We start from the raw sequence: 26715 nt of genomic DNA, 5'->3' as shown, positions 1-26715 counted from the left end.
CAACCATGTACGAGGACGAACGAGACGTACGCAAACGAGACGTACGCGAGCGACTGGCATCGCACGCCGACGAGTACGAGGTTCGCGGCCCCCTCCACGAGGTACCGCCCCACGTCACCTACGAGGTCACGCTCAACGGGCGGCGCGCCGTCTGCAAGCTAGCGACGAGCGACGAGGGCGACCCGGCGACCGAAGCCGAAATCCTGCGGCACGTCGGACGGGAGACGTCGATTTCCGTCCCCCGGGTCCTCGCCGCGGGTGCCGACCACTTCGTCACGGCGTGGTGCGACGACGCACCGCAGGAGACCGGAGAGGTCGACGAGGCGCGCGCCCGGACGATGGGCGCAGGACTGGCGACGCTCCACGAGGAGACCACCGTCGACGCCCCCGGCTTCTTCGAGTCGGCGGGCGGCGAACTCGCTCTCGACGCCCGCGAGACGTGGCACGAGGCGGTCTGTGCGTTCCTGGCCGACCGGCAGGCGTTCCTGGCGACCCACGACCGGGGACGGGAGTACGCGGACGTGGCGGCCGACGCGCTGGCGTTCGTCCGGGACCGTCCCGGACTGCTCGCCGGGGCGGGCGACCCCGTCCTCTGTCACGGCAACTACCTGCCGGACCACGTCGGGACCGACGGCGGGGACGTGACCTGCGTCATCGACTTCGAGCACGCGCTCGCCGGTCCCGGCGAACACGACTACTGGCGGACGGCGATTCCGCTACGCAGTAACGAGGGCGAGCGCGCCGAGTCGGCGTTCCGCACCGGCTACGAGTCGGTGCGGCCGCTTCCGGACGGCTTCGACGAGCGAGGCGACGTCTACCGACTCGTCAACACTGTGTCGTACATCCGGTCGCTGTTCCTGCAGGGGAACGTCACGGGCGAGGAGGCCGAGCGCCGCGCCGAGCGGATGGCCGAGTACGTCCGCGACGCCGTCGAGTCGTTCCGGGAATAGTGGTCGAAGCGGCGGCCGGAGACCGCGGCGTCGCGGCACGCCGCTCGCCGATACCCAACTCGTGGGCCGCGGCTTTCATTGCTCGCGGCGTCGTGGGAGGTCCGGGATGCAAAATCGACTCGTCACGATACTCGTGGTCGCGCTGGTGACCGCGAGCGCGGGAGGGGTGGCAGCGACGGCGTCCGTCGGCCAACAGGACGACCGGGCGTCGGGCCAACAGGAACAGCAGCAGGGCCGACAGTGTAACTTCACGCAACTGTACGACCGGGCCATCGACTCGGTCGTCTCGGTACGGGTCACCACCGAGGACGGCCAGGCCGGCCTGGGGTCGGGGTTCCTCTACGACGACAACCTGGTCGTCACGAACCAGCACGTCGTCGCCAACGCGACGAACGTGGAGCTACAGTTCGACCGCGGCGAGTGGCGGACGGCGACCGTCGTCGGCACCGACCCGTACAGCGACCTCGCGGTACTGCGCGTCCGGAACGTTCCGGGGTACGCCGCGCCGCTGCCGGTGGCGGACGGCCAGGCCGAACCCGGAGCACCGGTCGCCGCGCTCGGGAGCCCGCTCGGCCTCCAGGGAACCATCACCCGGGGCATCGTCAGCGGACTCAACCGGACGATTCCCAGCCAGCAGGGGTTCTCCATCCCGGACGTCATCCAGACCGACGCACCGATCAACCCCGGTAACAGCGGCGGTCCGCTGGTCAACTGCGCCGGCGAAGTCGTCGGCGTCAACACCGCCGGCATCCGGGCCAGCGAGAACCTCGGGTTCGCCATCCCGGCAGAGGTGATACGCCGGGTGGTCCCCTCGCTCGTCGAGAACGGGAGCTACAGTCACGCGTTTCTCGGCATCAGTTCGACGGAGCTGTCGCCGGTCGTCGCGGAGGCGAACGGCCTCGAACGCGCGCAGGGCGTGCTCGTCGTCGACGTACTGGCGAACAGCCCCGCGAGCGGCGTCCTGCAGGGCAGCCAGCGCACCCGAACCGTCGAGGGCGTGGAGGTACCGGTCGGCGGTGACGTCATCGTCCGCGTCGACGGCCAGCCGGTCCAGTCCGCCGAGGACCTCTCCAGCGTCCTCGCGGAGTCGCGGCCCGGCGAGACGGTGGCGATGACCGTCGTCCGGAACGGCGAGCGCCAGCAGGTCCGAGTGACGCTCGGAAGACGTTCGCCGCCGGACCAGTGACGCGACCGTCCGGGTCACGTCGTCCGGCCCGAGGCGTCACGCGCTCGCGACCGAACGGAGCGTTCAGCTGTCTATCTCGATGCGGCGGACGGCGTCCTCGTCGGCGAGGAGGGGAAGACGGACCTCCAGCACGCCGTTGCGGTAGCTGGCGGTGATGGCGTCGGCGTCGACGTCCTTCGGAATCGAGACGCGCTCGGACGCCTCGCGCGAACGGGCGAACGACTCCTCGCCGTCTTCGTGACTCGCCGCGACGGCGAGGGTGCCGTCCGCGAACGTCAGTTCGATGTCGTCCGTCTCGAAGCCGGGGAGGTCCGCGACCAGGACGAACTCGCCGTCGCGCTCGACGAGGCGAGTGCCCCACTGCTCGCTGCCGGTCGCGGCGCTATCGTACTCGCGGGTCGCGGGCGCAGTCGACCCGTCACGACGCTCGACGTCCGCCTCGTCGGTCGTCTCGACGGTCACGTCGCCGGAACGTCGCGTCTCCGGTACGTCCGGGGTCCGTCCGCCGGCGTCGCCGTGCCCGCGCACGTCCGCGCCGCTCAGCAGCCACATCTGCGAGCGCATCTGGTCGAACATCCGGTCCATCTCCTCGAAGAGGGTGTAACGTTCCATCGAAATCCACCGATAATTCAGACGCTCCGAGAGTAGATAAAGATAGCGAGAAGCGTGATATCACGGTCGGCAGCCCCTCTGCCGGGAATCGCCGTCAGATAGCGTTCTTTCGTTCCAGCACCTCGCGCAGTTCCACCATGTCCGAGACGACCACGTCGCAGGCCGGTTCGACCGCCGGCTTGGGCTCGAAGCCGACCGACAGACCGGCGACCTCGAGCATCGGCAGGTCGTTCGCACCGTCACCGACCACCACGGTGTTCACCATGTCGGCGTCGTTCTCCGCGGCGAGTCGCTCCAGCGCCTCGTCCTTCGTTCCCTCGATGAGCGAACCCTCCACCTCGCCGGTCAGCGCCTCGCCGTCGTCCGGCAGGCGGTTGGCGACTATCTCGTCGACGGCGACGCCCTCGCGTTCGAGGGCCGCGCGGACGCCGTCCTCGAAGCCACCGGTGAGGATGGCAACGTACGTTCCCTTCTCCGCGAGCGCGTCGAGCAGGTCGGCCGCGCCCGGCCGCAGGGTCACGTCGCCGTAGGCTTCCTCGGCCGCCTCCAGCGAGAGCCCCTCCAGCAGGGCGGCGCGGTCCCGCAGACTCCGCGCGTAACTGATCTCGTCGTTCATCGCCCGCGCGGTGATGGCGGCCATCTCCTCGGCGACGTCGACGCTCTCCGCGCGGCCGTCCGTCGACCGTCGCTCGACGGTCCCCTGGCGCTCGCCGAGCAGGACCGTCATCTCCGAGTCCGAGAGCGTGCCGTCGAAGTCGAACGCGACTACCTTCATTCACTCCCGCGTTCGTCGTCGGCCGGGTTAAAAGAGGGTGTTCCCGGCAGATAGTCGTCCGTTCGGTCGGAACGGGATGCGGACCCATTGGAATTTAACCTTGTTTGGCAGTAAAGAAACGAAAAGCTATCCGCCACCCTGCCAATAAGCAAAATTATAAAACCTATCGTTCGTATTTGGTGTCTGATGTCAGGACAGTCAGACAGCGGCCAACAAGCGAACGTACAGACGCAGGGGCAGACCCCGGCGCAACCACAACCGCAACCCGGCGCACATCCGCAGCAGGAGTCGCTCGGGCAGCTGTTGACGAAGCCGCGCACGAAGGAGTACCTGAAGTTCTTCACCGGAACGTACGCCATCGTCGGACTCGCCGTCGGGTTGAGTCTCGTCGCCGTCGGCCTCCTCGGCGGTGCGGTGCTCCAGCCCGACCTCAGCGGCACGGTGTCGAACGTGCTGGAGGACAACGTCGAGAACCTCGGCGCGATACTTAGCCAGATGCACATGAACCGGCTGGCGTCGCAGGCTATCAACGGTGCGCCGCTGCTCGCGGCCCTGCTCGGCGTCCTCACCGGCACGTACGTCGGCACCACCCTCGACGTCGAGGACCGCGAGGCGTACGTCAACGCCGCCGCGAGTTCCGCCGTCGGCTCGTTCGTGCTGGTGACGCTGGTGGGCTTCCTTGCCTCGACCCAGATAGAGCCCGTCCCGAGCCCCGAGCTCTCCAGCCAGGCCCAGCAGCTCAGCACCGAAGCGCAGATGACCACCAGCGCCGGCATGGGTGCCGTCGAGGGTATCCCATCGGCCATCCTCGTCGGCGGGACGAAGCTCGCCGTGAGCAATCTGCTGCTCAACGCCGCCCTCGTCGGCGTCGTGGTCGCCGTACTCTCGGCCGGTGCCGTCTACGTCGTGCGGAACTTCGCCCCCGAGGCGTAACGTCGAACGCTCGCGGTCGTCGCCCTCCCGGTTCGCCGGGTCCATCCGCGCACCGCCGCTGGCTGGCGCGGGGTGGAGTTCGGACCCCGCTCTTCTCACCCGCACGAACGTCAGACAGCTCCGCCCAGAAAATTTCCCCATTTTAATTGTAGAAATATATTGGCAAGGTTCGCAGACAGAGAAAGGGTTATCCCGATGAGAACGTCCTATCTTGCTATGAAGGTACTCGTAACGGACCCTATCGCCGACGCGGGCCTCGAACGGTTCCGCGAGGCGGGCCACGACGTTGAGACCGCCTACGACGTCGAGGGTGATGCGCTCCTGAACGCCGTCTCGGACGCGAACGCGCTCGTCGTCCGCTCCGGGACCGACGTCTCGCGCGAGGTGTTCGAAGCCGCGTCCGACCTCGTCATCGTCGGCCGCGCCGGCATCGGCGTCGACAACATCGACATCGACGCCGCCACCGAACACGGCGTCATCGTCGCCAACGCGCCCCAGGGCAACGTCCGCGCCGCCGCCGAGCACACCGTCGCCATGGCGTTCGCGGTCGCGCGCTCCATCCCGCAGGCCCACGCCCGCCTCCGGAACGGCGAGTGGGCGAAAGGCGACTACCTCGGCACCGAACTGAACGGCAAGACGCTCGGCATCCTCGGCCTCGGTCGGGTCGGCCAGGAGGTCGCACGCAAGCTCGACGGCCTCGGGATGGACCTCGTCGCCTACGACCCCTACATCAGCGAGGAGCGCGCCGCCCAGCTCGGCGCGGAACTCGTCGACCTAGACGGCTGCCTCGCTCGCGCCGACTTCCTCACCGTCCACACGCCGCTGACCCCCGAGACGGAGGGACTCATCGGCGACGAGGAGCTCGCGCAGCTCGAGGGCGGATACGTCGTCAACTGCGCGCGCGGCGGGGTCGTCGACGAGCAGGCGCTCGCCGACGCCGTCGAAGACGGCGTCCTCGCGGGCGCTGCGGTGGACGTGTTCGCCGACGAACCCGTCTCCCCGGACAACCCGCTGCTCGACGTCGAAGACGTGGTCGTCACGCCGCACCTCGGCGCGAGCACCGAGGCCGCCCAGGAGAACGTCGCCACCAGCACCGCCGACCAGGTGCTCGCCGCCTTCGACGAGGAACCGGTGATGAACGCGCTGAACGCGCCGTCCATCGAGAAGAGCGCGTTCCCGCGCGTCGAGCCGTACATCGCCATCGGCGAGACCGCCGGCAAGATAGCCACGCAACTGCTGGACGAGCGCATCGAGCGCGTCGAGGTGAGTTACGAGGGCGACATCGCCGAGGAGGACGTGGAACTCGTCACGGCGAGCGCCCAGAAGGGCGTCTTCGAACCGCTGGAGTGGCAGGTCAACGCCGTCAACGCGCCCCAGATAGCGGAGGAGCGCGGCGTCGAGGTCACCGAGAGCAAGACCCGCCAGGCCGAGGACTTCCAGAGCCTGGTCGCGGTCACCGTCGCCGGCAAGGACGAGGAGATAACCGTCGAAGGGACGCTGTTCGCGGGCGACGACCCGCGCATCGTCCGCATCGACGGCTACCGCGTCGACGCCATCCCGCACGGCCACATGGTCGTCGCGCGCAACCGCGACGAACCCGGCGTCATCGGGTTCGTCGGCACCGTTCTCGGCGAGCACGGCGTCAACATCGCGGGGATGTTCAACGCCCGCGGCACCATCGGCGGCGAGGCGCTCTCCGTCTACAATCTGGACGACGCGCTCACCGACGAGGCGAAAGAAGCCCTGGAAGCCGACGAGCGCATGATAGAAGTTCGTTACATCCAGCTGAACGGCACCGAGTAGCCGCCTACTCCTCCTGCGTCGTGGCGGGGAAGTCCGTCAGCGCCGTCTGCTCGTCGTCCCGCTGTTCGCGCCGTTCGAGTCGCGAGAGCGGGAACGAGTAGCGCCGGAGGTGGCGCGGCTGAATCTCTCCCGGGCCGAGGTCGTTCGGAAGCGGGTAGAGCAGTTCGACCACCGGGTCGTCGTCCGGATAGTCGACGTTGTTCGGGTACTCCGCGACGGTGCAGTCGCGGTCCGGCACGTCGACCTCGTCGGCGCGCCGGTCGGTCACCTCGACGACGACCAGCAGGTCGCCGGACTCCCGGTCGACGACCGGCGTTCCCGTCGGCAGGTCGCAGTGCTCACAGAGGTGGACGCCGTCGGCGTTCTCGTCGACGAACACCGTCGTTCCGCAGGACGTACACTCCGCGGCCTTCTCGCCCGGCGGGGGGACCCGCCCCTCGTTGATCTCGATGGCGACCCGGCGGACGTGCTTACACCGGACACCGCGGAACATGTGGTCCGGGCAGGTACACCGGCCGCCGGGGAGGTCGACGAAGTACGTCTCGTTGCTCTGGCTCTCGACTTCGTAGAGACCGCCGCCGAGCGGAGCGACGGCCATCCGCTCCGCACGGGCGCGCTGGGAGCGAGCGTCCTCCTCGCCCGTCTCGCGGAGCGGTACTAGCGATGCTTTCCTGGAAGCGGCTGTGTTTGGCATAGTTGCTTCCTCCTGTGCGGTCCGTCTCGACACGGCTACCGTGGCTACTGTCTCGGCGCTGTCCGGCGTTCTCGTCGCGCCGTCCGTCGGGTCCGCGTATCCAATCGTAGGGGCTGGACGCTGGTAAGAGTTTCACCTGTTTCTGCAAGCTCACACGCCTCTCGCGGTCAGATTCGGCGGTGACGGCGGCTTGAACTACCCCCGCTTCGGCGACCGAGAGGGGTGGTCAATTCGACCGGCCGACGAGGGGCCGACGAGGGAGGGCGAGGGGCCAACGAGCGGGCAGAGCGAGGAGAGCGAGGCGGGTGCGAGAGCAGTCGGACCGCTGCGCGTTCGACGCGGTCGGAGCGACTTCGAAACGCAGTGTTTTTGAAACCACCGCGGGAACGGACGCCCATGAACGTCGAGCGCGAAACGCTCCGCGATATCGTCATCTCCGTCGCTGCGGTCGGGTTCTTCATCGTCGCGACCATGGTCGTCGGCATGCGGTTCGACAGCGGCGGTCTGACGGAGCAGGGAGCGCTCGCCATCGTCGGTATCATCGTCGCCTTCGTCGTCCTGATGAGCGGTATCGGCTACTGGCTGGCCAACCAGCACTAGAACTACGCTTCTCGTTCGCGCCAGTCCGTCACCTCGCCGCCGTCGGCCAGTGCATCCTCGTAGTACGCCATGGGGTGCGTGATGGACTCGCAGCGCTCGTCCGGGTCGACGCAGTCGCCGTACGCCTGCATCGTCGCGCAGCTCGGCGGCGCGTACTGGCCGTCGCCGTCGTCGGCGACGCGTTCGACCCGGTAGCGAACCCTGTCGGCCTGGGACCCGGACTCGACCGCACAGAACGACAGTACCTCGTCGGCGTCGAGACCGATGCCGGTGAGGAACGCGACCAGCGAGAACCACGAGTGGTCGTCCAGCGCGTCGTCGCTCCGCGCACGCTCGACCAGCGCCTTCATACACGGCGGGAAGAGCGGCGGTGCGAGCGTGTCGATGTCGTGGGAGAAGTCGGCGTCCGTGAACGACGACTCCAGTTCCGACACCTCGTCGGCGAGACCGGCCGCGAGTTCCTCGGGCACGTCCAGCGGGAGGTCGGCCGCCACGCGGTCTTTCACCGACTCCCGGAGGAGTTCGTGGAGTTCGGCCGCCGTAATGGCGACCCACCCGTCGCCGAGTCGTCGCCCGGCGAGTCGCCACCGGTCCCCGCGCAGGTCGGCCGCGAGCGAGAGGTAGGTGCCGACCGCGACGCCGAACCCCTCCCGCCGTCGCTCCACCGCGTCCGCGAGGTCGAAGTCCGCGAGCAGCGCGTCGAGGTCGATGGTCTCGCGCGTCCGGTCGTCCTGGTGTTCGAAGTCGTACGTGAACGTCTCGTAGGCGGTGTCCGCCTCCGCGCTGGCGTACTTCTCCACGGCCCCCGGCGCGTCCAGCAGCGAGACGAGCAGGCGCGCGACGGGATAGGAGAGCAGTTCCGCGCTCGTGTTCCAGCGCCGGCCGTCCTCGGGCGGTCGGACCGTGCCGTCCATCAGCGCCCGGCGCACGCGTTCGACGCCGCGCTCGACGGCGGGATGGCGGTCGCCGTCGCCGGAGACGACGGCGGCGATCTCCACGTCCGCCTCGCGGACCGCGTCGCGGGCCGCCGACAGGAACGGGTACCGGGCGTGGAGCGCGTTCATGCTATCCCGTTCCGAACCGGTCCCCGATAAACGCGACGGTCCGACGGTAACGAACGATTACCCCGCCGCGTCGGTTCGACGCCGGGAGGAAACGCGACGTTACCCGCGCCGGAGCGAACCCAACGGGTTATTACCGCGGCGTTCGAACGCCGGTGCGTGCCACGTTTCGAGTACCCCTGTCCGGACTGCCGGACCACGACGAACCTCCACGGCCCGGACTGCCGGTTCGACGGGGAGCCCTGGGCCGACATCGAGAAGGCCTACGTCGACGTGGTGGCCGTCCTCTCGGCCGAGGCCCGCACCGAACGCGAACTGCGCGAAGCCGCCCACGGCAGTTGGGACGCGCTCCACGAGGCGGCGCTCGACCGCCTGCGCCACGAACAGCGCGTCGTCGAGACGGACGGCGCGCTCCGCCTGCTGTCGGCCGAGGAGTTCCGCGAGACCGTCTCGGAACCGACCATCGAGCCGATGCGCACCATCTACGAGAAGGGCAGCGTCCCGGGCTGTCACGACAACGCCGTCTTCGCCATGGTCGCCTGGTACGAGATGGTCGGTCTCTCCTGGGAGGAGACCCGCGAGAACGTGGTCGAGTGGCTGCGGGACAGCGGGACGTGGGACCGGGGCGGCTTCGAGGAGTCCTCGCCCGGGGAACTGGTCGACGAGAAGCGTCACGTCTACGAGACGGGCTACGGCTGGAAGGAGAAGGCGGAGGCCGCGAAGTCGGTCATCGACCGGAGTCTGTAGGCCGAAGGAGACGTAGAACGCTCAGTTGCTCTGGATGCGCGGCGCGAGCATGTAGGAGACCTGCCCCAGCCCCTCCGCTATCTCGAAGTGCATCTTGACGGGGAACTCCTCGCCGAGTTCGACGGAGACCTCGCCGTTCTTCGGGATTGCCTTGTTCATGTCCTTGAGATAGTCGAGAGAGAACAGCGAGTGCGCCGGGCCGACGGTGAGGTCGATGAGGTCCTCGCGGGTGAGTTCGAGATGGACGTCGTCGGTATCGCCCTCCGCGTCGACGTAGAAGAGTTCGTCGTCCTCGTCGACGCCGAGCGCGATGTGGTCGCTCACCATGTCGGCGGCGGTGACGGCGCGGTCGATGTCCGTGCCCTCGATGACGACGTTCGCCGAGAGGTCGAGGTCCGGGATGTCCGGCTCCTGACGGATGGAGTCCGGGTCGATGAGCGCGAGCGTGTACTCCAGGCCGTCGATCTGGATGTGGAGCTTTCGCGTCTCCTCGTCGAGTTCCATCTCGACGAGCTGGTCGGAGTTCGCCATGCCGGCGATACTGTCCAGTCGGTCGAGGTTGACGCCGATGACGCCACCGTCGGCCTCGTAGGATTCGAACGCCTCGGCGTCGAGCTGCAGGTCCACCATCCCGACGTTCGCCGGGTCGACCGCCTTGATAGAGAGGCCATCCTCTTCGAGGTGGATCTTGCACTCGTCCACCAGCACGCCCACGGAGTCGATAGTAGTCCGGAGCGTGTCGGCACTCACGATAGCCTTGAACATGTTGGCGGAGGCTACGAAACCCCGCCATAAAAAGTCACCCGTTCGCGCGCGTGGGCGCGAGAGGCGCTCCCGTCCGCCGGTCTCTCTTCCGTCCGCCGGTCCTCGCTCGACCCCCACCTTTCCCGCCGTCCTCCTCGCCCCGCCGTCCTCGTCCGCTCGGGTTCGTCCGCCCGTCCATCCTCCTCGCCCGTCACTCCCGGCCGGCGACCCACTCCACCAGCGGTTCGAGCCGGTCGGCGAGTTCGCGCCCGTCGTCGGTGAGTTCGTACTCGACCCGCGGCGGAATCTCGTCGTACTGCGTCCGGTCGACCAGCCCCGCCGCCTGGAGGTCGTCCAGCCGCGCCGACAGCGTCGACGTGCTGGCGTCCGGGAAGTGGGTTTCGAGGTCGCCGAATCGGAGCCGTCCGTGCGCGTCGACGGCGCAGACGACCGGGATGGCGTACTTTCGCCCCAGGACGTCTATCACGTCGGTGAGCGGACAGTAGCAGGTCGGGTCTCCGGTCGGACAGTCGCTCTCGGTCATAGCTTCGAACCTCCGAATCCACTCTTATACTTTGGACTCCGTATCTTAATAGCTTCGGGTTCCAAAGTGTAGTCGCATGACGCACGACAGCCCAGAAAAGACGGTGTCGTTCGAAGAATCGTCGTACCGAAGTCGAACGGTCCCCCCGGAACTCGGCGCGCGGTTCGCACGGGCGTTCGACCTCTCGGACCGACCGGAAACGCTCGGCGAGTGGGTCAACCAGTTCCGGCGGCGCGCCCGGACGGCCACCGACTGGCCGCCGGCCGTCGAGGACCTCTGTCTCACCGACGACTCGCGCCACGAGGCCACCATCGACGGCGAGACGAGGTACTTCCACTGCGACCTCGACGCACTCCTCGTCCCGTTCCTGACCGACGGGACGGTTCGAATCCGCTCCGAGACGCCGGTCGACGCGGAGACCGTCGTCGCGGAGGTCGGGCGCGAGAGCATGACGTTCGCTCCGTCGGACGCGGTGCTGTCGCTCGGCGCGGGCGACGCCGCGACGGACGGCTTCGACCCGGAGGTCGCGTACGGACAGATCTGCACCTACGTGAACTCCTTCGCGTCGATGGCGGAGTACGAGCGGTGGTCCGAGACGGTGCCGGAGGCGAAGACGATGGCGATACCCTTCGCGGGCGGACTTGGGATGGCCGGCGAGATGGTCCGGGCGGGAGAGCGAAGCGCGTAAACGCCAGCGTCGGTAACGTGACAGCAAGTAAATGACGAAGGACCACTACTACAACAAGTCCAAACAGGAGGGGTATCGCTCCCGGTCGGCGTACAAGCTCCAGCAGATAGACGACGAGGCCGACCTCCTCCACGAGGGCGCGACGGTGGTCGACCTCGGCGCGGCTCCCGGCGGCTGGCTCCAGGTCGCCGCCCAGCGCGTCGGCGAGTCGGGGACGGTCGTCGGCGTCGACCTCCAGCGCATCGACCCGCTGGACGGCGTCGAGACCGTCAGGGGCGACATGACCGACGAGGAGACCCGCGAGGACGTCGTCGAGACCGTCGGCGAGGCGGACGTGGTGATGTCGGACATGGCTCCGAACATGACCGGCGAGTACACCGTCGACCACGCGCGCTCGGTCCACCTCGCGCGCCAGGCGTTCGAGACGGCCACGGAACTGCTCGAATCGGGCGGGGACTTCGTCGTGAAGGTGTTCCAGGGGCCGGACCTGGACGACTTCCGGGCGGACGTCGAGGACGAGTTCCAGTACGTCCGAACGATGAGTCCGGACGCCTCCCGGGACGAGTCCTCGGAGGTGTACCTGGTCGCCCGGGGTCGGCTCACCGCGCCGGTTAGCGAGGGCGACAGACTGGAAGTCACCATCGAGGACGTCGGCAGCGAGGGCGACGGCGTCGCCAAGGTGGAGAACTACACGCTGTTCGTTCCCGGCACGGAGGAGGGCGAGACGGTCGAGATACGCGTCGACGAGGTGAAGCCGCGGTTCGGGTTCGCAGAACGCGTCGACTGACCCGGCGTCAGTCCGCCGTTCGCGGGCGGGACGCGACGTGTCCGCGCGACCGGAGGTAGCCGACGACGGCGTAGACGAACGGCGTGTCGAACACCGCGACGAGCAGTTTGAAGACGTACTGGCCGACCATCAGCGACAGCAGGACCCCCGTCGGCAGGCCGAGTTCGGGGTTGACGCCCAGTTCCGGCAGGACGGCGAACGCCACCGAGACGAAGATGACGGTGTCGATGGCCTGGCTGCTTGCCGTCGAACCGACGTTCCGCGCCCAGAGGTGGTCGCCGTCCGTCCACTCCCGAATCTTGTGGAAGGCGATTACGTCCCAGTTCTGGCTCACGAGATACGCCAGCAGGCTTCCGACGACGATGTTGGTGCTCGCACCGAGTACGGTCCTGAACTGCTGGGGGTCGACGCTGGACCGGGCCGCCGGTGCCGCGATAGTCGAGTAGACCAGCGCCAGCATCACGAAGTTCATCACGAACCCGACGTTGACCAGCCGCTGGGCCGGCCGCTTGCCGTACAGTTCGGCGTAGCAGTCCGACCCGAAGAACGTCAGGGCGTAGGCGAGCGCCGCCCCCGGCAGGACGAGCGCGTCCCCCGTCACGGGCAGCGAGAACGGCAGGCCGAACTGCAACACCTTCGCCGCGGTCAACTGGGCTGTCACCAGCGCCGTGACGAACAGTCCGACGATGGCCAGCTGGCCCGTTCCGATCGCGTCTCCTCGCCGTCCTGCCTCAGTCATCCTCCAGTCTCCCGTGGCGTTCGTCGATCTCGTCGAGGATGTCGAGCATCTTCCGGACGGACGCCCGGATGGCTTCGCTACGGTTGACGAACTTGCCGTCCTCGCCGACGTGGTCGTCCAGGTCCGAGAGAAGCTCGTCGGGCACTTCGACGCTTATCTTGGTCATATCCGGATATTATCGGTCCGAAACTTAAACGCTCCGTCAGAAGTCACGCGCCACCGCAGGGCGTCGCCGAGCCGGATTCGCGCAGAACGGTGGGCCGGGGTCAGCCGCGCCGGCCGCCGAGGGTGACGACCCAGAGCAGCGCGAGTCCGAGGCCGTAGGCGAGCGAGGTGGGAACGGCGACGAGGAACATCGTGTAGAGGCTGTCCGGCGTCACCAGTCCCGCGACCGCGAACACGCCGATGACGAACACCCGCCAGCGCTCTCGGAAGGTGTCGTAGGAGACGATGCCGCCCCGCTCGAACAGCAGCATGGTCACCGGCACGTCGACGAGGAAGCCGATGCCGACGGTGGTCGCGAACACCAGCCAGAAGAAGTTCTTCACCCGGTAGGCGATCTCCATGTTGGCCTGGTTTGCGTCCACGACGAGCCACGAGATGATGCTCGGCGCGACGAACCCGTACCCGATGGCGCTTCCGAGGAGGAGGCCGCCGAGCAGCGCGCCGCCCCAGACGAAGAAGATGCGACGGTCGCCCCCGCCGCGAACGAGGCCGCGCTCCTCGATGGCCGGCCACGCGTAGTACAGCACCATCGGGAGGACGGTCAGCGCGCCCAGCAGGGTGCTTATCTTCACCTCGAACACGAGCGCCTCGACGGGGTGGAGGGTGACGATAGGGAGCAGGGTGCCGCCGTCCTGGACCACCTCGGCGATGACGTGCTGGGGGACCCGCGACGTGAAGTCCTCGTTTATCGCGCTCATGCCGCCCCGGTAGAGCGCGACGAACACCGACGCGAGCACCAGCATGAACACCGCGACGATGCGGAACATCTTCGAGGTGAGGCTCTGGAAGATGAACGCGAGGTCGTAGTAGTAGCCGCCGATGTCGTCCTCGGTGGTCTCCTCCTCGGTGAACGCGTCCGCCATCCCGGCGGCCGTGCTCTGGAAGACGTTCCCGCCGCCACCGCCGCTTTCGCTCGGCTGGCGCGCGACGTCCTCCGCGAGCGGCGCGCCGTCCTCGTCGTCCTCGCTCGCCGCAGCGGCCGCTTCGGTCGTCGCGTCCGCGGTTCCGGTCTCGTCGCCCGCCGCGTCGGCGTCCCCGGACTCGGTGACCGCGTCGAAGCGGTCGAGGATGGCCTGGGCCTTCTCGGGGTCGTCGTCGTCCATCGCTGACTGGGCGTGCTGGAGAGATTCGGCCTCGCTCATCTCTGCGAACAGTTCCGGCGGGGCCGCGCGAACGCCCGAGGCGTCGAGGGTGGACACGTCGAGGTCGGCCGGACCGCCGGTCGGCCTGACCGACGCCTCGCCCTGGCCCGGGGCGGCCGTCTCCTGGATGCCGGTGAAGAGGTAGTACAGCACCGCCACGACCAGCACGGCCAGCGCCACGACGGCGGTGGCCGCCAGGACGGCCGTCTCCCGCGGGAGACCGAACAGTTGCTGGAGGGTGGGCAGCGTCTCCAGACTGTACTTCGCCGGAAGCATCGGTAGCAGTCGTTCCTGGACGTAGACGCCGCCGCCCTGGGTGACGAAGAGGTACGTTCCGACGGCCGCGAACAGCGTGAGACCCAGGACGTTGTTCCACTTCCGCCGCAGCGTCCCGCCCAGGCTCACGTCGCCGCTCCCTCGTTTGATGGTCACGACCGTCTTCGTCAGGTAGAGGCTGAAGCCGTAGAGAATGACCAGCGGCGCAGCCCACATCAGCTGGGTGAACGGGTCGGGCGGGGAGAACATCGCGCCGAAGGCGAAGATGGCGAGAACCGCGTACCGCCACTTGTCGCGGAACGTCTCGTAGGGGACGATACCGGTGTAGCCGAGTCCGCTCATGATGAGCGGCATCTCGGCGGCCAGACCGAACGACACTGAGAGGATGATGACGAACTGGGTCCACTCGACGATGCCGTACTTCGGGCTGAATCCGGCGTTGACCGCGTTCTTCGCGAGGAACCGGAACATCAGGGGGAAGAAGAGCGAGTAGCCGTAGAAGAGACCGCCGACGAACAGGCCGGCGGCGAGCACGAGGAAGGCGGCTATCTTCCAGTAGGAGATGGAGACGTCGGGATACCACTGCTGGCGACGCAGCGAGTCGCGAGCGAGGTAGAGCAGCGCGGGGATGGCGAAGACGACGCCGGCGACCATCGATATCTTCGCCTGCAGCAGGATGACGTCGAACGGCGTCACCGCGATTATCTCGACCTGGTTCATGATGTCCCGCGGCATCTCCGACGTGGTGACCCGCTTGAGGAACGGCCAGACCGCCATCGACATCGCGTAGAACGTGCCCAGGAATCCGACGACGAAGACGATGAACACCTTCTGGAGATGGGTCTGTGCCGCCGAGAGCATCGTGCCGATGGTTTCGCGACCGCTGGCGACCGTCTGGGCGGTATCCTCGTCGATGACGCTGCTCCCCGAGGTGGACATGCTTTCGGAACCGTAGCCGCGTGCCAGTTATCAATCTTCTCGTCTCCCAGGATGAAGAAAGCCTATAAGAACTGGGGCGTTACGCTTCGGGTGAATGGGCGAAGAGTCGGAGGCCTCACCGGGCAGCAACATCTCGAAGTCGCCGTCGTCCGAGGAGACCCCTCAGCCACCGGACGACTCCGAGATGTACGCGCCGGAGGACCCCGAGCCGGCCGTCAACGACCAGCCGAGCGAGCCACTCCAGGACGAGGAGATGCCGCTCGCGGCCCACATCGAGGAGATGATAAAGCGGCTGGCGGTCGTCCTCGTCGTCGCCGGCACGGTGAGCGTCTTCGTCTTCCCCGTCGCGGACACGGTCATCAACTTCCTCTGGAACTCCATCCTCCCGGTCGACGAGGCGCGACCCCGGCTCTTTCACCCCCTGGCGCTGGTGCTGACGGAGCTGAAGGTCGCCAGCCTCGCCGGACTCGTCGTCGCGCTGCCGGTGATGGTGTACCAGACGTACCTGTTCATGCGTCCCGGTCTGTATCCCCACGAGCGCCGGTACTACCTCGCGGCGGTACCGACGAGCCTCGTGCTGGCGTTCGTCGGCATCTCGTTCGCCTACTTCCTCGTCCTGCCCGCCATCTTCACGTACTTCCTCAGCTACACCAAGAGCGCCGACATCGCCATCGCCTTCGGGTTGACGAAGACGTTCAACCTCATCCTGATGATGATGGGCGTGCTCGCCGTCGTCTTCCAGATTCCGCTGCTCATGATGCTCGCCATCATGATGGGGCTGACGACCCGCCAGTGGCTCGCCAACCGCCGGCTGTACTTCTGGGGCGGCTTCCTGGGCTTCGCCTTCCTGTTCAGCCCCGACCCGACCGGGATGGCTCCGTTCATGGTGGCGCTCACCATGGTCCTCCTGTTCGAGGGAACGCTGCTGTTACTCAAGTGGACGGGAAGGTAGCCCGCGACCGACGGACGACGCCGCGACGCACGCTCGCCGGGCGACGTCACAATGGTCGCTTTCCTTCGTCGTAACCTGCGGATTACTAAGGGGGTGGAACTCCAAGTTAGCGGTAGCGTTCGCGCCTACCCTAGCTCGCGTGCCAGCAGCTATCCGCAGTTCGCGTGCCAGCAAACTGCCACCCTTTGGGTGCGAACGCACTTCGATTTCTACTCGCCGTCGCTCGGATAGTCGGCCGCGAACACGTCCTCGACGAGCGGTTCGTCCGTCGCGCTCCCGTCGCCGGCGCTCGCGGCGTCCGTCGTCTCGTCCGGACTCACGCTCCCCGTCCGGTAGCCGTGCAGGTCGAGCGTGACGTGGTCGAATCCGAGGTCGGTGAGGTGGTCGCGAGCCGCGGTGACGAACTCCTCGTCGAGCGCCCGCGGCAGTTCGTCGCCGCCGACCTCGATGCGCGCGAGGCCGTCGTGGTCGCGGACGCGGAACTGCTCGAAGCCCCACTGCCGAAGCAGGGCCTCGGCCCGTTCGATGCGCGTGAGTCGCGTCTCGGTCACGTCGAGTCCGGTGGGGATGCGCGAGGAGAGGCAGGCCATGGAGGGCTTGTCCGCCACCGAGAGGTCGTACCGGTCGGCGAGTTCCCGGACCTCCGCTTTCGTGACGCCGTGCTGGAGCAGCGGCGAGTAGGCGTCGAGTTCCTCGACTGCGCGCAGGCCGGGGCGGTGGTCGCCGTCCACGTCGCTGGCGTTCGTCCCGTCGCAGACGACCTCGATGTCGAGGCGCTCGGCCGCCTCGAACATCTTCCCGAGGCGCATCGTCCGGCAGTGATAGCAGCGGTCGTCGTCGTTCGCAACGAACGAGGGGTCGTCGAGTTCGCTGAACGTGACGAGTTCGTGACGGACGCCGATCTCGTCGGCGACGCGTTTCGCGTCCGCGAGTTCCGCCTCGGGGAGCGTCTCGCTCCTGGCGGTGCAGGCGACCGCGTCGTCCCCCAGCGCGTCGTGAGCGATGGCGGCGACGACGCTGGAGTCGACCCCGCCACTGAACGCGACGAGCACCCCGTCCCGTTCGGCGAGGTCTTCGCGCACGGCAGACAGTTTCTCCTCGACAGTCGACATGCACCGTCGTTGCGTCCGGACGGGCAAAAGCCCCTCGCGTCGGCCCCGTCGCGTCGCGCCGACTCCGACCCGGGCGACGCCGGGTCGGGAACGTTTTTTAACGGTGACGCGAAAAGTCGCGCTCGATGGAGTTCGAGGCGATACCGGGCGTCGGGACGAAGACGGCCGACGCGCTGGCGGAACTCGACGACCCGGAGCGCGCGTTGAGAACCGGCGACGTGGCGGCGCTGACGCGCGCACCCGGCGTCACCGAGGGGCGGGCGGCGTCCATCGCGCGCGCCGCCATCCGGACCAAGCACGACGACCCCGGCGGGTTCCTCGCGACCGACAGGGCGCGCGAACTCTACCGCGACGCGCTCTCGCTGTTGCAGGAGCGAACGGTGACGACCTACGCCGAGAAGCGCCTCGAAACGTTCTATCCCAGCGCCGCTCAGTCCCGCATCGAGGAGGTGCGGGAGTTCGCCGCGAGGGCGATGGAACGCGACCCCGCGCCCGAGGTGCTCGACGCGCTCGCCGGCGTCGAACCGCTCTCGTCGCCCCCGGACGTGACCGTACGAGACCGCTGTCTGGCGACGACCGACGCCGAGCGGTACGCCGCCGCCCGCGAGGCCGTCCCGGAACTCCCTGTGGAGGTGGTCGACGACGCGCGCGAACTCGCCGAACTCGCGCGGGGGTACTCGACGGTCGTCGCGCTCGACGAGGAGTTCGCCGGCGTCGCCGTCGAGGGCGACGTGCGCGTCGAACCGGACGCCACGGAAGACCCCGCCGAGGTCGTTCCCGAGCGTCCGCTCGCCTTCTTCGCGGCGAACAGGGACCGCCTGCTCGCCGCCGCCGAGGTCCATCGCGCCGCCGACCTGGACGCGCCGCTGGACCTGGACGAACTCGAAGCCGCACTGGCCCGGGTGGACGCCGACGGCGAGGTGGCGGGCGACGAGGAACTCGACCGGCTGACGACCGCGCTGGCCGACCTCGACGCCGCCGTCTCCGCCGCCGAGAGCGTCGCCAACGACCGGATGCGCGAGGCCATCCGCGAGCGCGACGTCACCATCGAGGGGTCCGACCTCCTCTCGCTGGTCGAACAAGGTGCCGGCGTCGACTCGTTGCTCTCCCGAGAGCTCGCCGACGAGTACGACGGGGCCGTCGCGGCGGCCCGCGACCACCTGGTCGACGCGCTCGTCCTCGACGCCGGCGAGGCCGAGGTCGCTCGGCGGGCGTTCCCCGACGAACCCACGTTCCCGGTCGAGCGCGACGAGAGCGTCGTCTCGCGGTTGCGCGAGGAGTTGCAGACGGCGAAGTCGCGGCGGGCCGAGCGCCGGAAGCGGGAACTCGCCGGGACGCTGGCCGACCGGCGCGAGCCGGCCGAACGGCTGGTCGAGGCCGCGCTGGAACTCGACGTGGAACTCGCCGTCGCGCGATTCGCCGAGGACTTCGACTGCACGATGCCCGAGTTCAGCGGTCGGGGGTTCGAGATAGAGGGCGGTCGTTCCCCGCTGCTCGACGTCCCCTTCGAGGCAGTCGAACCGGTGGACTACGGCGTCTCCGGCGTCGCGCTGCTCTCGGGCGTCAACAGCGGCGGAAAGACCTCGACGCTGAACCTCGTCGCGCTCGTCGTCGTCCTCGCCCAGATGGGCCTGCCGGCTCCCGCCGAGTCGGTGCGCCTCCAGCGGTTCGAGCAGTTACACTACCACGCCAAGACGCAGGGAACCCTCGACGCCGGCGCGTTCGAGGCCACGCTACGCGAGTTCGGAGCGCTCGCGGACGGCGCGCGGAATCGACTCGTGCTCGTGGACGAACTGGAGTCCATCACGGAACCCGGCGCGAGCGCGAAGATTATCGCGGGCATCCTCGAAGAACTCCGCGAACGCGACGTGACCGGCGTGTTCGTCTCGCACCTCGCCGACGAGATACGCGACGTCGCCGACTACCCGGTGGCCGTCGACGGCATCGAGGCGAAGGGCCTGGTCGACGGCGAACTCGTGGTCGAGCGCTCGCCCGTCAAGGACCACCTCGCGCGCTCGACGCCGGAACTCATCGTCGAGAAGCTGGCAGATGGGGGAGAGGACGGCTTCTACGGTCGGCTGCTCGAGAAGTTCGAGTAGGCGGCCGGAGGCGACGGCTCGGAGGTTCGACCGGACGCCCGCGATTTTATGTACCAGTTAACAAAGACGATTCGCCCCCTCCGTGCGACCGATGGGAACCCACTCTCGCCGTCGGTTCCTCGAACTGGCGGGTGCCGGCACCGCGGTCGCGCTCGCGGGTTGTTCCGGCACGGGCACCGACGCCGGAACGACGCCGACCGACGCCGAAACCGGGACGGAATCGACCGCGACCACCGAAACGGACACCGAAACGACGACCACGGAGACGACAACGATGAGCACGGTCTTCCACTTCAGCAGCGGCGAAGAGCACCAGAAACACGCCACCGCGAACGTGAAGAACCTCCTCGACGACGGCACCACGGACGTCGAGCGAGTCGCGCTCGTCGCCAACGGCGCCGGCGTCAAACTCCTCACGACGGACTCGACCGTTCCGGAGAAAGTGCGGTCGCTCGCCGAAAGCGGCGTCGTGTTCAAGGCGTGCGCCAACAGCATGGAGGCGTTCGACTACTCGAACGACGACCTGCTGGAGGGCGTCGAGACGGTCCCCGCCGGCGTCGGCGAACTCACGAAACTCCAGTCGGAGGGCTACGCCTACGTCAAGACGCCCTGACTCACTCGTCTTCGGGCCGCGGCAGTGCGACGAACGTGTACTCCGCCGGGTTGAACGGGTTGTACACCGACTGGTGGCAGGGACAGTAGACGTCGTTGGCGGCCCCGAACTTGGCGCTCTGGGGCGTCCCCTTGAACGCCGGAACGCAACAGAAGTGCGTGCACTTGTTGAGCCACGCCACGAAGTTCTCCTGCATGCTCGCCTCCAGCCACTGGCCGGCGTCGACGTTCTCCTGCATCCGCTCGAACTGGTCCGGCGAGACGCGAAGCACCTGGACGGGCAGCGTCCCCGACGGCGGCACGTCCTGGGAGCGCCACGTCGCCATCGCCGGCTTGCCGAGCCCCGCCACGCCGATGTCGTTCCCCCACGTCTCGTAGTCCTCGAAGTCGGAGACGTTCACGCGGTCGCCGGCCGACACCTCCTCCGTCTGCCACTCGTACTCCGAGCTTTCCGCGTACCGGAAGTAGTTGTCCTGGTCGGAGTCGGGACGGACCCCGGGGTACGTCTGGACGCCGCAGTACTGGAACCACTCCGCGGAGTAGGTGATGCCGCCGATCTGCGTCTGGGCGACCTGGACCTCCCGGCCCTGTCGTTCGACGGTCTGGGCTTCCGGGAACACGCCCTGCAGGAACCCCTCGTCGTCTATCTCGATGGGAATCTGTGGCATCCCCCTCGGTGCCGGACCGTCGACGATCTCGATGCCGAAGTACTGCGTGATGCCCCCGCCGCTACCGGACGGTTCGGTCGATACGTTCAGGAGGGTGGCGCTACCGACGCCAACGCTGGCGAGCGCCGCGCTGCCGACGACGCCCTTGACGAACCGTCGACGTCCGGACTCCTCCGGGTACTTGTCGCTCTCCTCTGACATGGAAACCCCACCATACACTGGTGCCGCGAGGAAATGTGTCTGCGGGTCGGGTGCGCGCGACGTCGCGGTTAAATTAGGCCGACTCCATCTGGCGTTCGAGTTCGCGCAGTTTCTCGACGCGGCGCTCGGTGCTCGGGTGCGTGCTGAACAGTTTCCCGACGAAGCCACTCTTGACGGGGATGATGAAGAACGCGTTCATCTCCGACTCCTCGCGGAGGTCGTCCTGGGGCACGCGGTCCATCCGACCGTCGATGGTCAGCAGCGCGGACGCCAGCGCCGACGGTTTGCCGGTGATGGTCGCGCCGCCGCGGTCGGCCGCGAACTCCCGGTACCGCGACAGCGCGCGGATGAGGAAGTAGCTCACTATCCAGACGACCAGCGACGCCAAGATGGCGACCCAGATTGGCGCCTGGTTGCGCCGGTCGCCGCCGCCGAACCACCAGCCCCAGCGCACGACCAGGAACGCGATGGTCGAGAGGAACGACGCGATGGTCATCACAACCATGTCGCGGTTCTTCACGTGGGCGAGTTCGTGGGCGAGCACGCCCTCGAGTTCGTCGCGGTCCAGCGCGTTCAGCAGCCCCGTCGTCACGCAAACGGCGGCGTTCTTCTGCGAGCGACCGGTCGCGAAGGCGTTCGGGACGCGACTGTCGACGACGGCGACCTTCGGCTTCGGCAAGTCGGCCTGCTGGGAGAGTCGACCGACCGTCCCGTGCAGTTCGGGGTACTCGTTCTCGCTCACCTCCTTCGCGCCCATGCTCCACAGCGTCAGTTTGTCGCTGAAGAAGAACTGGCCGAGCGAGAAGCTCCCCATGAGCAACACGATGAGCAACAGGCTCCCCGAGGTGTACGCCCACAGCACGCCGACGAAGACGACGTACAGCGCGAACAGCAGGAACATCGTCAGGCCCATCCGGGCCCGAAGCCCCCAGTCTGCCTTCCATTTCATACGCTCGTCTAGGGATTGAGACCGTTTAAAGATTCGTTGCTCGGCGGCGGTCGGTTCGGGGCCGGGGCCGAACTTCGCGCGAAACCGCCGTCGTCGTCGGTGCGGTTCCGCCGGCCGGAACGGCGTGACTGCCCGGAAGTTTCCCGGACCGGCGTTATTTGCGTCTCCTGTTACGGAAAGATGACGGCGCAGAGCCAGAATGTTTACTGAAGAACCGGACTTGCCTGTCCACATGGCCAAGACTCAAACGTCGAGGGTCCAGTATGGCTGATTCCGTTCTCGTGACCGGGGGGAGCGACCGCGCGGTGCGGTGGCTCACGGGACATCTCGACGTGGGCGGGTGGGACGTTACCTGCGTAGCCCTCTCGTGTCCGGACGGCGTCGACGCTCGGGACTGCGTGGCGTTCCGGGCCGCCGACCTGACCGACCAGTCGGAGACGGCGGAACTCGTGCGGAGCGTCGACCCCGACGCGGTCATCCACTGGACGGCGCTCCCGTCGCCGGAGCGCCACGCCGGCATGCGCGTGTTCGAGAACGAGGTGACGAGCGCGTACAACGTCCTCACCGCGGCCGGACGCAACGACGCCCGCATCGCGTGGGCGTCGAGCGAGAGCGCCTACGGGCTCTCGTGTTCCGCCGAGCGGACGCCCCCGGAGTACCTCCCGGTCGACGAGGAGCATCCGCGGCGGCCCGAGGACCCACACGGCACTGCGAAGGTGGTCGGCGAGGAGATAGCCGGGATGGTCGCCCGTCGCCACGACGTCCCCGTCGCATCGCTGCGTTCCTCCTGGGTGCAGTACCCCGGCGACTACGACTGCCGGGACGTTCGCGGCGACCTCGCGGCGGGCGCGGGCAACTGCTGGTCGTACGTCGATGTCCGGGACCTGGCCAGCGCCGTCGAACGGTCGCTGGCGGGCGACTTCGACGGCCACGAACCGTACCTCGTGGCGGCGGCGGACAACTACCTCGACCGACCCATCGAGCAGGCGCTCCGGAAGACGTTCGACCAGGTGCCGGAGGAGTGTGCCGTCTCCGGCGACGACTCGGCGCTCTCGACGGCCAAGGCGCGGTCGACGCTCGACTGGCGTCCGGTCCACTCCTGGCGGGACGCCGCGAAGGAGACGGACGTCACGCCGCCGACCGAGTGAGACGGCACGCCGGAGCTCAGCGGTCGGCGACCAGTCCGGTGACGTACGTCTGTTCGTGGTCCGGGAACACGTCCTCGACGGCGTTTTCGCCGTGCTCGCGGGCCAGTAGCGCCCGGAGTTCCGCCTCGTAGTCGGCCTTCCGGACTTCCTCGCTCGGTCCGGCCTCGACCGAGAGGTTCGCCTCGACGAGGCGGTCGACCGCACCGCGACCGAACCCCGCCAGCGGAACGATGTAGTCGACGCCGTGGCGGTCCTCCAGGCTCTGGGCCTGCGCGCGGGAGACGGTCGGAACGCGGTCGTCACGTCGGGTCCCGTCGGCAATGGCGTCGAAGTCCATCTCCGCCACGGCTTCGAGCGCGCGCTGGTGAACCTGCTGGATGCCGTTCCGGGGGTAGCCGTCCTCGACCATCTGTTCGACCGCCTCCGTGGCGTCGTCGTCGTCGAGTTCCACCGTCTCGAAGGCGAACCCGGTGGTCTCGGCCGTCTCCCGGGCGTGTCGCCAGTCGTCGGTGACGCCGAGGTGAGCGGTGACGAGCGTCACGTCGTAGAAGTCGTCGAGCAGGAGGGCGGCGAGCGTCGAATCCTTGCCCCCGCTGTAGAGGAGTCCGAGGTCCATCTCAGCGGCGACGGATGTTGAAGCTCTTGGAGTCGGGTTTCAGTTCGCGGAGGATCTCTTTCATCTTGTCCTCGTCTATCTTGCCGTTGATGCGACCGCTCTGGGCGAGCGCGACGACCTGGCGCTCGACCTGCTCGGCGAACTGCGGCTTGCTCATCCGGACGGAGTTGAGTCGCTTGCGCGCACCGTCGGTGAGGTGCTTGCGAAGCATCGCCTGCTTCTGGGCGTCGGCCTGCTGTTGGGCCTGCTGCTGGGCCTCCTCTTGACCCTCCTGCTCTTTCAGCTCCTCCATCTTCTGTTTGCGGAGTTCTTCGAGTCGTTCGTCGTCAGGACTGCCACTCATAGCTCTACGTGTTACTTACTGTCCACTGGCAAAAACTATTACGGAGCGGGGGTATTGCGGTGCGAACTCTCCGGAGCGAGAACGGCTCGTCGACGGAGGCTCAGGCGTAGCGTTCGAGTTCCGGACGGTCGAGGTCCTCCATGACCTCGCCCGCCGTGTCGTCGAGGAGACTGCGACCCTCGGCGGTGATCCGGCGACCTTCGCCGTCGCTGACCTGGATGAGGTCCTCGTCCTCGAGCTGCTGCAGGATGGTCCGGATGACCTTCCGACTGCCGTCGGTGCGGTGTTCGGGGGCGACGCGGTAGCGGGTCGAACCGCCCTTCTTGCCGCCGTACTCGGTCGCCAGGCGCTCGACGCCGACGGGTTCGTTGGTCGCGACCTTCCGCAGGAGGCTGGCGGCGCGCCGCGCCCAGAAGTCTTCCTGCTCGGGTGGGAGTTCTCGCTGTTCGCCCGTCTTCACGAACTGCGCCCAGTCGGGCTGGTCGAGTCGATCCTCGAAGTCCTCGGCGAGCGCGTCGATGAGCGCATCCGCCGGAACGTCGTAGAGCGTCGTCATAGGACTGATTTCCCTTCCGCGGCGTTTAAAGGCATCGTTACGGTATCGTCGCGCCGCTCGCTCGACCGGACGTTCGTCCACGAAACCGCGCGTCGACCGCGGGACGGCGCGGTCACTCCAGGTCCTGCTCGGCGTGTTCGTCGAGGAAGCCGAGCAGTTCGTCGTTGACGTCCTTCGACCGTTCGAGGAAGAAGAGGTGCGAGCCGTCCTCGAACTCCCGGAGTTCGCCCCGTGGAAGGTTCTCCACGAGCGAGCGCCCGTTCTCAACCGGGACGACGCGGTCGGCGGTGCCGTGGAGCACCAGCGCCGGAACGGTAATCTCGTACAGGTGGTCGCTGGCGTCGAAGGCGTCCATCGCCGCGAACTGCGCTCGCTGGGCGGCCGGACCGGCGTCCTCTGCCAGTCGCCACTCCACGACTTCCTCGGGGTCGGCGGCGAAGAACGCCTCGCTCATCGCAGGGCGCAGCGACTCGCGGAGTTCGTCGCGAGATTTCTCCGAAACCAACAGTTGCTCGCGCACGTCCGTCGGCGTCGGTCGCGCTCGCGGACCGCCGGGCGACGTGCCGAGCAGGGTCAGCGTCCGCGCGCGGGAGTGGTCGAGGGCGTACTGGAGCGCGACCATCCCGCCCAGACCCGCGCCGACGACGTGCGCTTTCCGCGCGCCGTGGGCCGACAGCACGGCTTCGAGGTCGGCCGCCATCGTCTCGACGTCGTACGGTCCCGGCGTCTCCGAACCGGAGTCGGTTCGCCGGGGTTCGCTGGGCGGCGCGTCCGAGCGTCCGGTCCCGCGGTTGTCCCAGACCAGCGACTCGAACGGCCCGGCGACGGCGGCGTGCTGCCAGCCCCACTGCCACGCGCCGTAGCCGACGTCCTCGACGAACGCGACCGTCTCGCGGTCGGACGGTCCCTCGGTCTCGTAGTAGAGTTCGACGTCTCCATTGTGGGCTGTCGGCATGGTTCGTCAGGAGTCGTCGGTGACGGGCTTGCCGTCCTCCGTTGGCGGAGCGACGTGGTCGACGAACTCCTCGACGGTCGGCTCCGTCACCCGAATCCGGACGTGGATATCGCCGAGTTCGTCGGGGTTGCCGACCGCGAAGTTGACGACCTCCTGGAAGGCGGCCTGCTTCTTCAGCGAGAACGAGATAGTGTCGCCGCGGCGGTCCGAGAAGAACTCCCCGCGGGCGGTGTCGAGTATCTCCTGGCGGTGGAGCAGTTCCGAGAAGTGCTCGACGCTGTGGGTCTCGGCGACTATCTCGCCGTGGCCCTCCTCCACGTCTGCGTCGGGGAAGACGTTCGTGATGGCGTCGGCGATGCGGTCGGGGACCTCGGTGTCACGCACCGGGGCCGTAATCTGGACGTCGATGCTGTAAATCATGCTTGTTCTGCCGCCTGGACGCGTTCGAGTCCCGCGACGCCGTCGTCGAACAGCGCCCGGACCTGTTCGCGGAACGCTTCGAGCGACCCGCTGTTGTCGATGGTCGCGTCGGCCCGCTCCATCGCGCGGTCGAGACCGAACCCGAGTTCGCGCTCGTCGCGCTCCCGGAGACGCTCGACGTCCGCGTCGCTGGTGTCGCGGCCGCGTTCGCCGAGGCGCTCGGCTCGCAACTCGAACGGCGCTTCGATGCTGACGAGCGAGAACGCGTCCCCGAACGCCTGCTCGAAGCGTTCGACCTCGACGCCGGAGCGGATGCCGTCGACGAGCACCGTCCCGGACTCCTCCAGCGCGTCCTCGATGCGCGGTAGCGACCGCTGGGCGATGGCGTCCGGTCCGTCTTCTTCGCGGAGTTTCTTGGCGATGGCGCCGTGGTGTTCCGCCGGGTCGAGGCCGCGCTCGCGGCACGCTTCCCGGATGACGTCCCCCATCGTGACGACGGGGACGTCCTGCTCCTCGGCGACGGCCGCGGCTTCTCCCTTGCCGCTTCCCGGCAAGCCGACGGTCCCGATGACTCTCATCGTTGTTTCGTTCACGCGAACCCTGCTTAAGCGCTGTGCTATGGTACACTGGAGCGGTCCG

At 67.9% G+C, this 26715-nt stretch carries 30 protein-coding genes; 12 read left to right on the top strand and 18 right to left on the bottom strand.

What is annotated here, in order from left to right:
- The first annotated feature begins 5 nt into the window (after nt 1-5).
- On the top strand, nt 6-950 hold the full coding sequence (locus tag ACRYA2_RS08060) for a phosphotransferase family protein (protein ID WP_433626278.1): 945 nt from the start codon (nt 6-8) through the stop codon (nt 948-950).
- 106 nt (nt 951-1056) lie between these two features.
- Nucleotides 1057-2136, top strand: coding sequence for a S1C family serine protease (locus tag ACRYA2_RS08055; RefSeq protein ID WP_433626275.1), 1080 nt, complete (start codon nt 1057-1059; stop codon nt 2134-2136).
- A gap of 63 nt (nt 2137-2199) precedes the next feature.
- Here the strand turns inward: ACRYA2_RS08055 and ACRYA2_RS08050 are convergent, their stop codons facing one another.
- Together ACRYA2_RS08050 and ACRYA2_RS08045 are read right to left on the bottom strand one after the other, a co-directional pair.
- Nucleotides 2200-2748 carry an Hsp20/alpha crystallin family protein gene (locus ACRYA2_RS08050; protein WP_433626272.1) on the bottom strand — a complete coding sequence of 183 codons (549 nt, stop codon included), beginning with the start codon at nt 2746-2748 and terminating at the stop codon, nt 2200-2202.
- Between the two features lie 94 nt (nt 2749-2842).
- Entirely contained in the window at nt 2843-3523 is a 681-nt protein-coding gene (locus ACRYA2_RS08045) for an HAD family hydrolase (RefSeq protein WP_433626269.1), read from the bottom strand.
- A gap of 186 nt (nt 3524-3709) precedes the next feature.
- Here ACRYA2_RS08045 and ACRYA2_RS08040 point away from each other — a divergent pair, with 186 nt between their 5' ends.
- Both ACRYA2_RS08040 and serA read left to right on the top strand, forming a co-directional pair.
- The gene (locus tag ACRYA2_RS08040) at nt 3710-4456 is read left to right on the top strand and encodes a hypothetical protein (RefSeq protein WP_433626266.1); all 747 of its coding nucleotides are present in this window, start codon (nt 3710-3712) and stop codon (nt 4454-4456) included.
- A gap of 216 nt (nt 4457-4672) precedes the next feature.
- Nucleotides 4673-6259 (top strand): phosphoglycerate dehydrogenase, encoded by a 1587-nt coding sequence (serA, locus tag ACRYA2_RS08035; RefSeq protein WP_433626264.1) that lies wholly within the window; start codon nt 4673-4675, stop codon nt 6257-6259.
- Between the two features lie 4 nt (nt 6260-6263).
- Here the strand turns inward: serA and ACRYA2_RS08030 are convergent, their stop codons facing one another.
- Nucleotides 6264-6953 (bottom strand): SWIM zinc finger family protein, encoded by a 690-nt coding sequence (locus tag ACRYA2_RS08030; RefSeq protein ID WP_433626261.1) that lies wholly within the window; start codon nt 6951-6953, stop codon nt 6264-6266.
- Between the two features lie 396 nt (nt 6954-7349).
- Here ACRYA2_RS08030 and ACRYA2_RS08025 point away from each other — a divergent pair, with 396 nt between their 5' ends.
- Entirely contained in the window at nt 7350-7553 is a 204-nt protein-coding gene (locus ACRYA2_RS08025) for a DUF7472 family protein (protein ID WP_433626259.1), read from the top strand.
- 2 nt (nt 7554-7555) lie between these two features.
- On the opposite strand, the gene ACRYA2_RS08020 is transcribed toward ACRYA2_RS08025, so the two are convergent.
- Nucleotides 7556-8617: a DNA primase large subunit PriL gene (locus ACRYA2_RS08020; protein WP_433626256.1), complete on the bottom strand. Its 1062-nt coding sequence runs from the start codon at nt 8615-8617 to the stop codon at nt 7556-7558.
- 156 nt (nt 8618-8773) lie between these two features.
- Between ACRYA2_RS08020 and ACRYA2_RS08015 the strand changes: the two genes are divergently transcribed.
- Nucleotides 8774-9361 carry a DUF7474 family protein gene (locus ACRYA2_RS08015; RefSeq protein WP_433626253.1) on the top strand — a complete coding sequence of 196 codons (588 nt, stop codon included), beginning with the start codon at nt 8774-8776 and terminating at the stop codon, nt 9359-9361.
- 21 nt (nt 9362-9382) lie between these two features.
- On the opposite strand, the gene ACRYA2_RS08010 is transcribed toward ACRYA2_RS08015, so the two are convergent.
- Nucleotides 9383-10126 carry a DNA polymerase sliding clamp gene (locus tag ACRYA2_RS08010; RefSeq protein WP_113274725.1) on the bottom strand — a complete coding sequence of 248 codons (744 nt, stop codon included), beginning with the start codon at nt 10124-10126 and terminating at the stop codon, nt 9383-9385.
- A gap of 190 nt (nt 10127-10316) precedes the next feature.
- Entirely contained in the window at nt 10317-10649 is a 333-nt protein-coding gene (locus ACRYA2_RS08005; protein WP_433626251.1) for a winged helix-turn-helix transcriptional regulator, read from the bottom strand.
- Nucleotides 10650-10725: 76 nt separating this feature from the next.
- Between ACRYA2_RS08005 and merB the strand changes: the two genes are divergently transcribed.
- Nucleotides 10726-11337, top strand: a complete 612-nt coding sequence (gene merB / locus ACRYA2_RS08000) for an organomercurial lyase (protein WP_433626248.1) — start codon at nt 10726-10728, stop codon at nt 11335-11337.
- Between the two features lie 31 nt (nt 11338-11368).
- Nucleotides 11369-12124 carry an RlmE family RNA methyltransferase gene (locus ACRYA2_RS07995; RefSeq protein WP_433626246.1) on the top strand — a complete coding sequence of 252 codons (756 nt, stop codon included), beginning with the start codon at nt 11369-11371 and terminating at the stop codon, nt 12122-12124.
- A gap of 7 nt (nt 12125-12131) precedes the next feature.
- On the opposite strand, the gene ACRYA2_RS07990 is transcribed toward ACRYA2_RS07995, so the two are convergent.
- The 3 genes from ACRYA2_RS07990 to ACRYA2_RS07980 form a co-directional block, all read right to left on the bottom strand.
- Nucleotides 12132-12863, bottom strand: a complete 732-nt coding sequence (locus ACRYA2_RS07990) for a queuosine precursor transporter (RefSeq protein ID WP_433626243.1) — start codon at nt 12861-12863, stop codon at nt 12132-12134.
- Nucleotides 12856-13029 (bottom strand): ribbon-helix-helix domain-containing protein, encoded by a 174-nt coding sequence (locus ACRYA2_RS07985; RefSeq protein ID WP_113274720.1) that lies wholly within the window; start codon nt 13027-13029, stop codon nt 12856-12858. The genes ACRYA2_RS07990 and ACRYA2_RS07985 overlap by 8 nt, the downstream gene beginning before the upstream one ends.
- A gap of 100 nt (nt 13030-13129) precedes the next feature.
- Nucleotides 13130-15445 (bottom strand): twin-arginine translocase subunit TatC, encoded by a 2316-nt coding sequence (locus ACRYA2_RS07980; protein ID WP_433626241.1) that lies wholly within the window; start codon nt 15443-15445, stop codon nt 13130-13132.
- Nucleotides 15446-15539: 94 nt separating this feature from the next.
- On the opposite strand from ACRYA2_RS07980, the gene tatC reads away from it, so the two are divergent.
- Nucleotides 15540-16397 (top strand): twin-arginine translocase subunit TatC, encoded by an 858-nt coding sequence (gene tatC, locus ACRYA2_RS07975; protein ID WP_433626238.1) that lies wholly within the window; start codon nt 15540-15542, stop codon nt 16395-16397.
- Between the two features lie 209 nt (nt 16398-16606).
- Here the strand turns inward: tatC and larE are convergent, their stop codons facing one another.
- A complete protein-coding gene (larE, locus tag ACRYA2_RS07970) occupies nt 16607-17509 on the bottom strand; it encodes an ATP-dependent sacrificial sulfur transferase LarE (protein WP_433626235.1) in 903 nt (300 codons plus the stop codon).
- 125 nt (nt 17510-17634) lie between these two features.
- On the opposite strand from larE, the gene ACRYA2_RS07965 reads away from it, so the two are divergent.
- Nucleotides 17635-19608, top strand: a complete 1974-nt coding sequence (locus ACRYA2_RS07965; RefSeq protein ID WP_433626232.1) for a MutS-related protein — start codon at nt 17635-17637, stop codon at nt 19606-19608.
- Between the two features lie 91 nt (nt 19609-19699).
- Complete coding sequence (locus ACRYA2_RS07960) at nt 19700-20221, top strand: DsrE family protein (protein WP_433626229.1); 522 nt, start codon at nt 19700-19702, stop codon at nt 20219-20221.
- Nucleotide 20222: 1 nt separating this feature from the next.
- Here ACRYA2_RS07960 and ACRYA2_RS07955 read toward each other — a convergent pair whose 3' ends face one another.
- Nucleotides 20223-21089, bottom strand: coding sequence for a ubiquinol-cytochrome c reductase iron-sulfur subunit (locus ACRYA2_RS07955; RefSeq protein ID WP_433626227.1), 867 nt, complete (start codon nt 21087-21089; stop codon nt 20223-20225).
- Nucleotides 21090-21162: 73 nt separating this feature from the next.
- A complete protein-coding gene (htpX, locus tag ACRYA2_RS07950) occupies nt 21163-22038 on the bottom strand; it encodes a zinc metalloprotease HtpX (protein ID WP_433626225.1) in 876 nt (291 codons plus the stop codon).
- A gap of 263 nt (nt 22039-22301) precedes the next feature.
- Here htpX and ACRYA2_RS07945 point away from each other — a divergent pair, with 263 nt between their 5' ends.
- The gene (locus ACRYA2_RS07945; RefSeq protein WP_433626222.1) at nt 22302-23186 is read left to right on the top strand and encodes an NAD-dependent epimerase/dehydratase family protein; all 885 of its coding nucleotides are present in this window, start codon (nt 22302-22304) and stop codon (nt 23184-23186) included.
- Nucleotides 23187-23202: 16 nt separating this feature from the next.
- On the opposite strand, the gene ACRYA2_RS07940 is transcribed toward ACRYA2_RS07945, so the two are convergent.
- The 6 genes from ACRYA2_RS07940 to ACRYA2_RS07915 all read right to left on the bottom strand — a co-directional run bounded on the left by ACRYA2_RS07940 (nt 23203) and on the right by ACRYA2_RS07915 (nt 26654).
- Entirely contained in the window at nt 23203-23802 is a 600-nt protein-coding gene (locus ACRYA2_RS07940) for a DUF7411 family protein (RefSeq protein ID WP_433626220.1), read from the bottom strand.
- Between the two features lies 1 nt (nt 23803).
- Nucleotides 23804-24145: a DNA-binding protein gene (locus ACRYA2_RS07935; protein ID WP_113274710.1), complete on the bottom strand. Its 342-nt coding sequence runs from the start codon at nt 24143-24145 to the stop codon at nt 23804-23806.
- 100 nt (nt 24146-24245) lie between these two features.
- On the bottom strand, nt 24246-24701 hold the full coding sequence (locus ACRYA2_RS07930; protein WP_433626217.1) for a 30S ribosomal protein S19e: 456 nt from the start codon (nt 24699-24701) through the stop codon (nt 24246-24248).
- Nucleotides 24702-24813: 112 nt separating this feature from the next.
- Nucleotides 24814-25656, bottom strand: coding sequence for an alpha/beta fold hydrolase (locus ACRYA2_RS07925; protein ID WP_433626214.1), 843 nt, complete (start codon nt 25654-25656; stop codon nt 24814-24816).
- 6 nt (nt 25657-25662) lie between these two features.
- Nucleotides 25663-26076 (bottom strand): RNA-binding domain-containing protein, encoded by a 414-nt coding sequence (locus tag ACRYA2_RS07920; RefSeq protein WP_433626212.1) that lies wholly within the window; start codon nt 26074-26076, stop codon nt 25663-25665.
- Complete coding sequence (locus tag ACRYA2_RS07915) at nt 26073-26654, bottom strand: AAA family ATPase (protein WP_113274706.1); 582 nt, start codon at nt 26652-26654, stop codon at nt 26073-26075. The genes ACRYA2_RS07920 and ACRYA2_RS07915 overlap by 4 nt, the downstream gene beginning before the upstream one ends.
- Nucleotides 26655-26715 lie beyond the last annotated feature (61 nt).

The organism is Halomicrococcus pelagicus (assembly GCF_050954125.1).
Note: the sequence above shows the minus strand (reverse complement) of the source record. Positions and strands in the feature narration are given on the sequence as shown.

Bases quoted from the DNA above. Each gene is read 5' to 3' on its own strand.
- ACRYA2_RS08050 (WP_433626272.1), bottom strand. From the start codon at position 2,748: ATGGAACGTTACACCCTCTTCGAGGAGATGGACCGGATGTTCGACCAG.
- ACRYA2_RS08060 (WP_433626278.1), top strand. From the start codon at position 6: ATGTACGAGGACGAACGAGACGTACGCAAACGAGACGTACGCGAGCGA.
- ACRYA2_RS07940 (WP_433626220.1), bottom strand. From the start codon at position 23,802: ATGGACCTCGGACTCCTCTACAGCGGGGGCAAGGATTCGACGCTCGCC.
- ACRYA2_RS08045 (WP_433626269.1), bottom strand. From the start codon at position 3,523: ATGAAGGTAGTCGCGTTCGACTTCGACGGCACGCTCTCGGACTCGGAG.
- tatC (WP_433626238.1), top strand. From the start codon at position 15,540: ATGGGCGAAGAGTCGGAGGCCTCACCGGGCAGCAACATCTCGAAGTCG.
- ACRYA2_RS08055 (WP_433626275.1), top strand. From the start codon at position 1,057: ATGCAAAATCGACTCGTCACGATACTCGTGGTCGCGCTGGTGACCGCG.
- ACRYA2_RS07990 (WP_433626243.1), bottom strand. From the start codon at position 12,863: ATGACTGAGGCAGGACGGCGAGGAGACGCGATCGGAACGGGCCAGCTG.
- htpX (WP_433626225.1), bottom strand. From the start codon at position 22,038: ATGAAATGGAAGGCAGACTGGGGGCTTCGGGCCCGGATGGGCCTGACG.
- ACRYA2_RS07995 (WP_433626246.1), top strand. From the start codon at position 11,369: ATGACGAAGGACCACTACTACAACAAGTCCAAACAGGAGGGGTATCGC.
- ACRYA2_RS07960 (WP_433626229.1), top strand. From the start codon at position 19,700: ATGGGAACCCACTCTCGCCGTCGGTTCCTCGAACTGGCGGGTGCCGGC.
- serA (WP_433626264.1), top strand. From the start codon at position 4,673: ATGAAGGTACTCGTAACGGACCCTATCGCCGACGCGGGCCTCGAACGG.
- ACRYA2_RS07920 (WP_433626212.1), bottom strand. From the start codon at position 26,076: ATGATTTACAGCATCGACGTCCAGATTACGGCCCCGGTGCGTGACACC.
- ACRYA2_RS08010 (WP_113274725.1), bottom strand. From the start codon at position 10,126: ATGTTCAAGGCTATCGTGAGTGCCGACACGCTCCGGACTACTATCGAC.
- ACRYA2_RS08005 (WP_433626251.1), bottom strand. From the start codon at position 10,649: ATGACCGAGAGCGACTGTCCGACCGGAGACCCGACCTGCTACTGTCCG.
- larE (WP_433626235.1), bottom strand. From the start codon at position 17,509: ATGTCGACTGTCGAGGAGAAACTGTCTGCCGTGCGCGAAGACCTCGCC.
- ACRYA2_RS07955 (WP_433626227.1), bottom strand. From the start codon at position 21,089: ATGTCAGAGGAGAGCGACAAGTACCCGGAGGAGTCCGGACGTCGACGG.
- ACRYA2_RS07930 (WP_433626217.1), bottom strand. From the start codon at position 24,701: ATGACGACGCTCTACGACGTTCCGGCGGATGCGCTCATCGACGCGCTC.
- ACRYA2_RS08040 (WP_433626266.1), top strand. From the start codon at position 3,710: ATGTCAGGACAGTCAGACAGCGGCCAACAAGCGAACGTACAGACGCAG.
- ACRYA2_RS08020 (WP_433626256.1), bottom strand. From the start codon at position 8,617: ATGAACGCGCTCCACGCCCGGTACCCGTTCCTGTCGGCGGCCCGCGAC.
- ACRYA2_RS08025 (WP_433626259.1), top strand. From the start codon at position 7,350: ATGAACGTCGAGCGCGAAACGCTCCGCGATATCGTCATCTCCGTCGCT.
- ACRYA2_RS07985 (WP_113274720.1), bottom strand. From the start codon at position 13,029: ATGACCAAGATAAGCGTCGAAGTGCCCGACGAGCTTCTCTCGGACCTG.
- ACRYA2_RS07925 (WP_433626214.1), bottom strand. From the start codon at position 25,656: ATGCCGACAGCCCACAATGGAGACGTCGAACTCTACTACGAGACCGAG.
- ACRYA2_RS07945 (WP_433626222.1), top strand. From the start codon at position 22,302: ATGGCTGATTCCGTTCTCGTGACCGGGGGGAGCGACCGCGCGGTGCGG.
- ACRYA2_RS07915 (WP_113274706.1), bottom strand. From the start codon at position 26,654: ATGAGAGTCATCGGGACCGTCGGCTTGCCGGGAAGCGGCAAGGGAGAA.
- ACRYA2_RS07935 (WP_113274710.1), bottom strand. From the start codon at position 24,145: ATGAGTGGCAGTCCTGACGACGAACGACTCGAAGAACTCCGCAAACAG.
- ACRYA2_RS08030 (WP_433626261.1), bottom strand. From the start codon at position 6,953: ATGCCAAACACAGCCGCTTCCAGGAAAGCATCGCTAGTACCGCTCCGC.
- merB (WP_433626248.1), top strand. From the start codon at position 10,726: ATGACGCACGACAGCCCAGAAAAGACGGTGTCGTTCGAAGAATCGTCG.
- ACRYA2_RS07980 (WP_433626241.1), bottom strand. From the start codon at position 15,445: ATGTCCACCTCGGGGAGCAGCGTCATCGACGAGGATACCGCCCAGACG.
- ACRYA2_RS07965 (WP_433626232.1), top strand. From the start codon at position 17,635: ATGGAGTTCGAGGCGATACCGGGCGTCGGGACGAAGACGGCCGACGCG.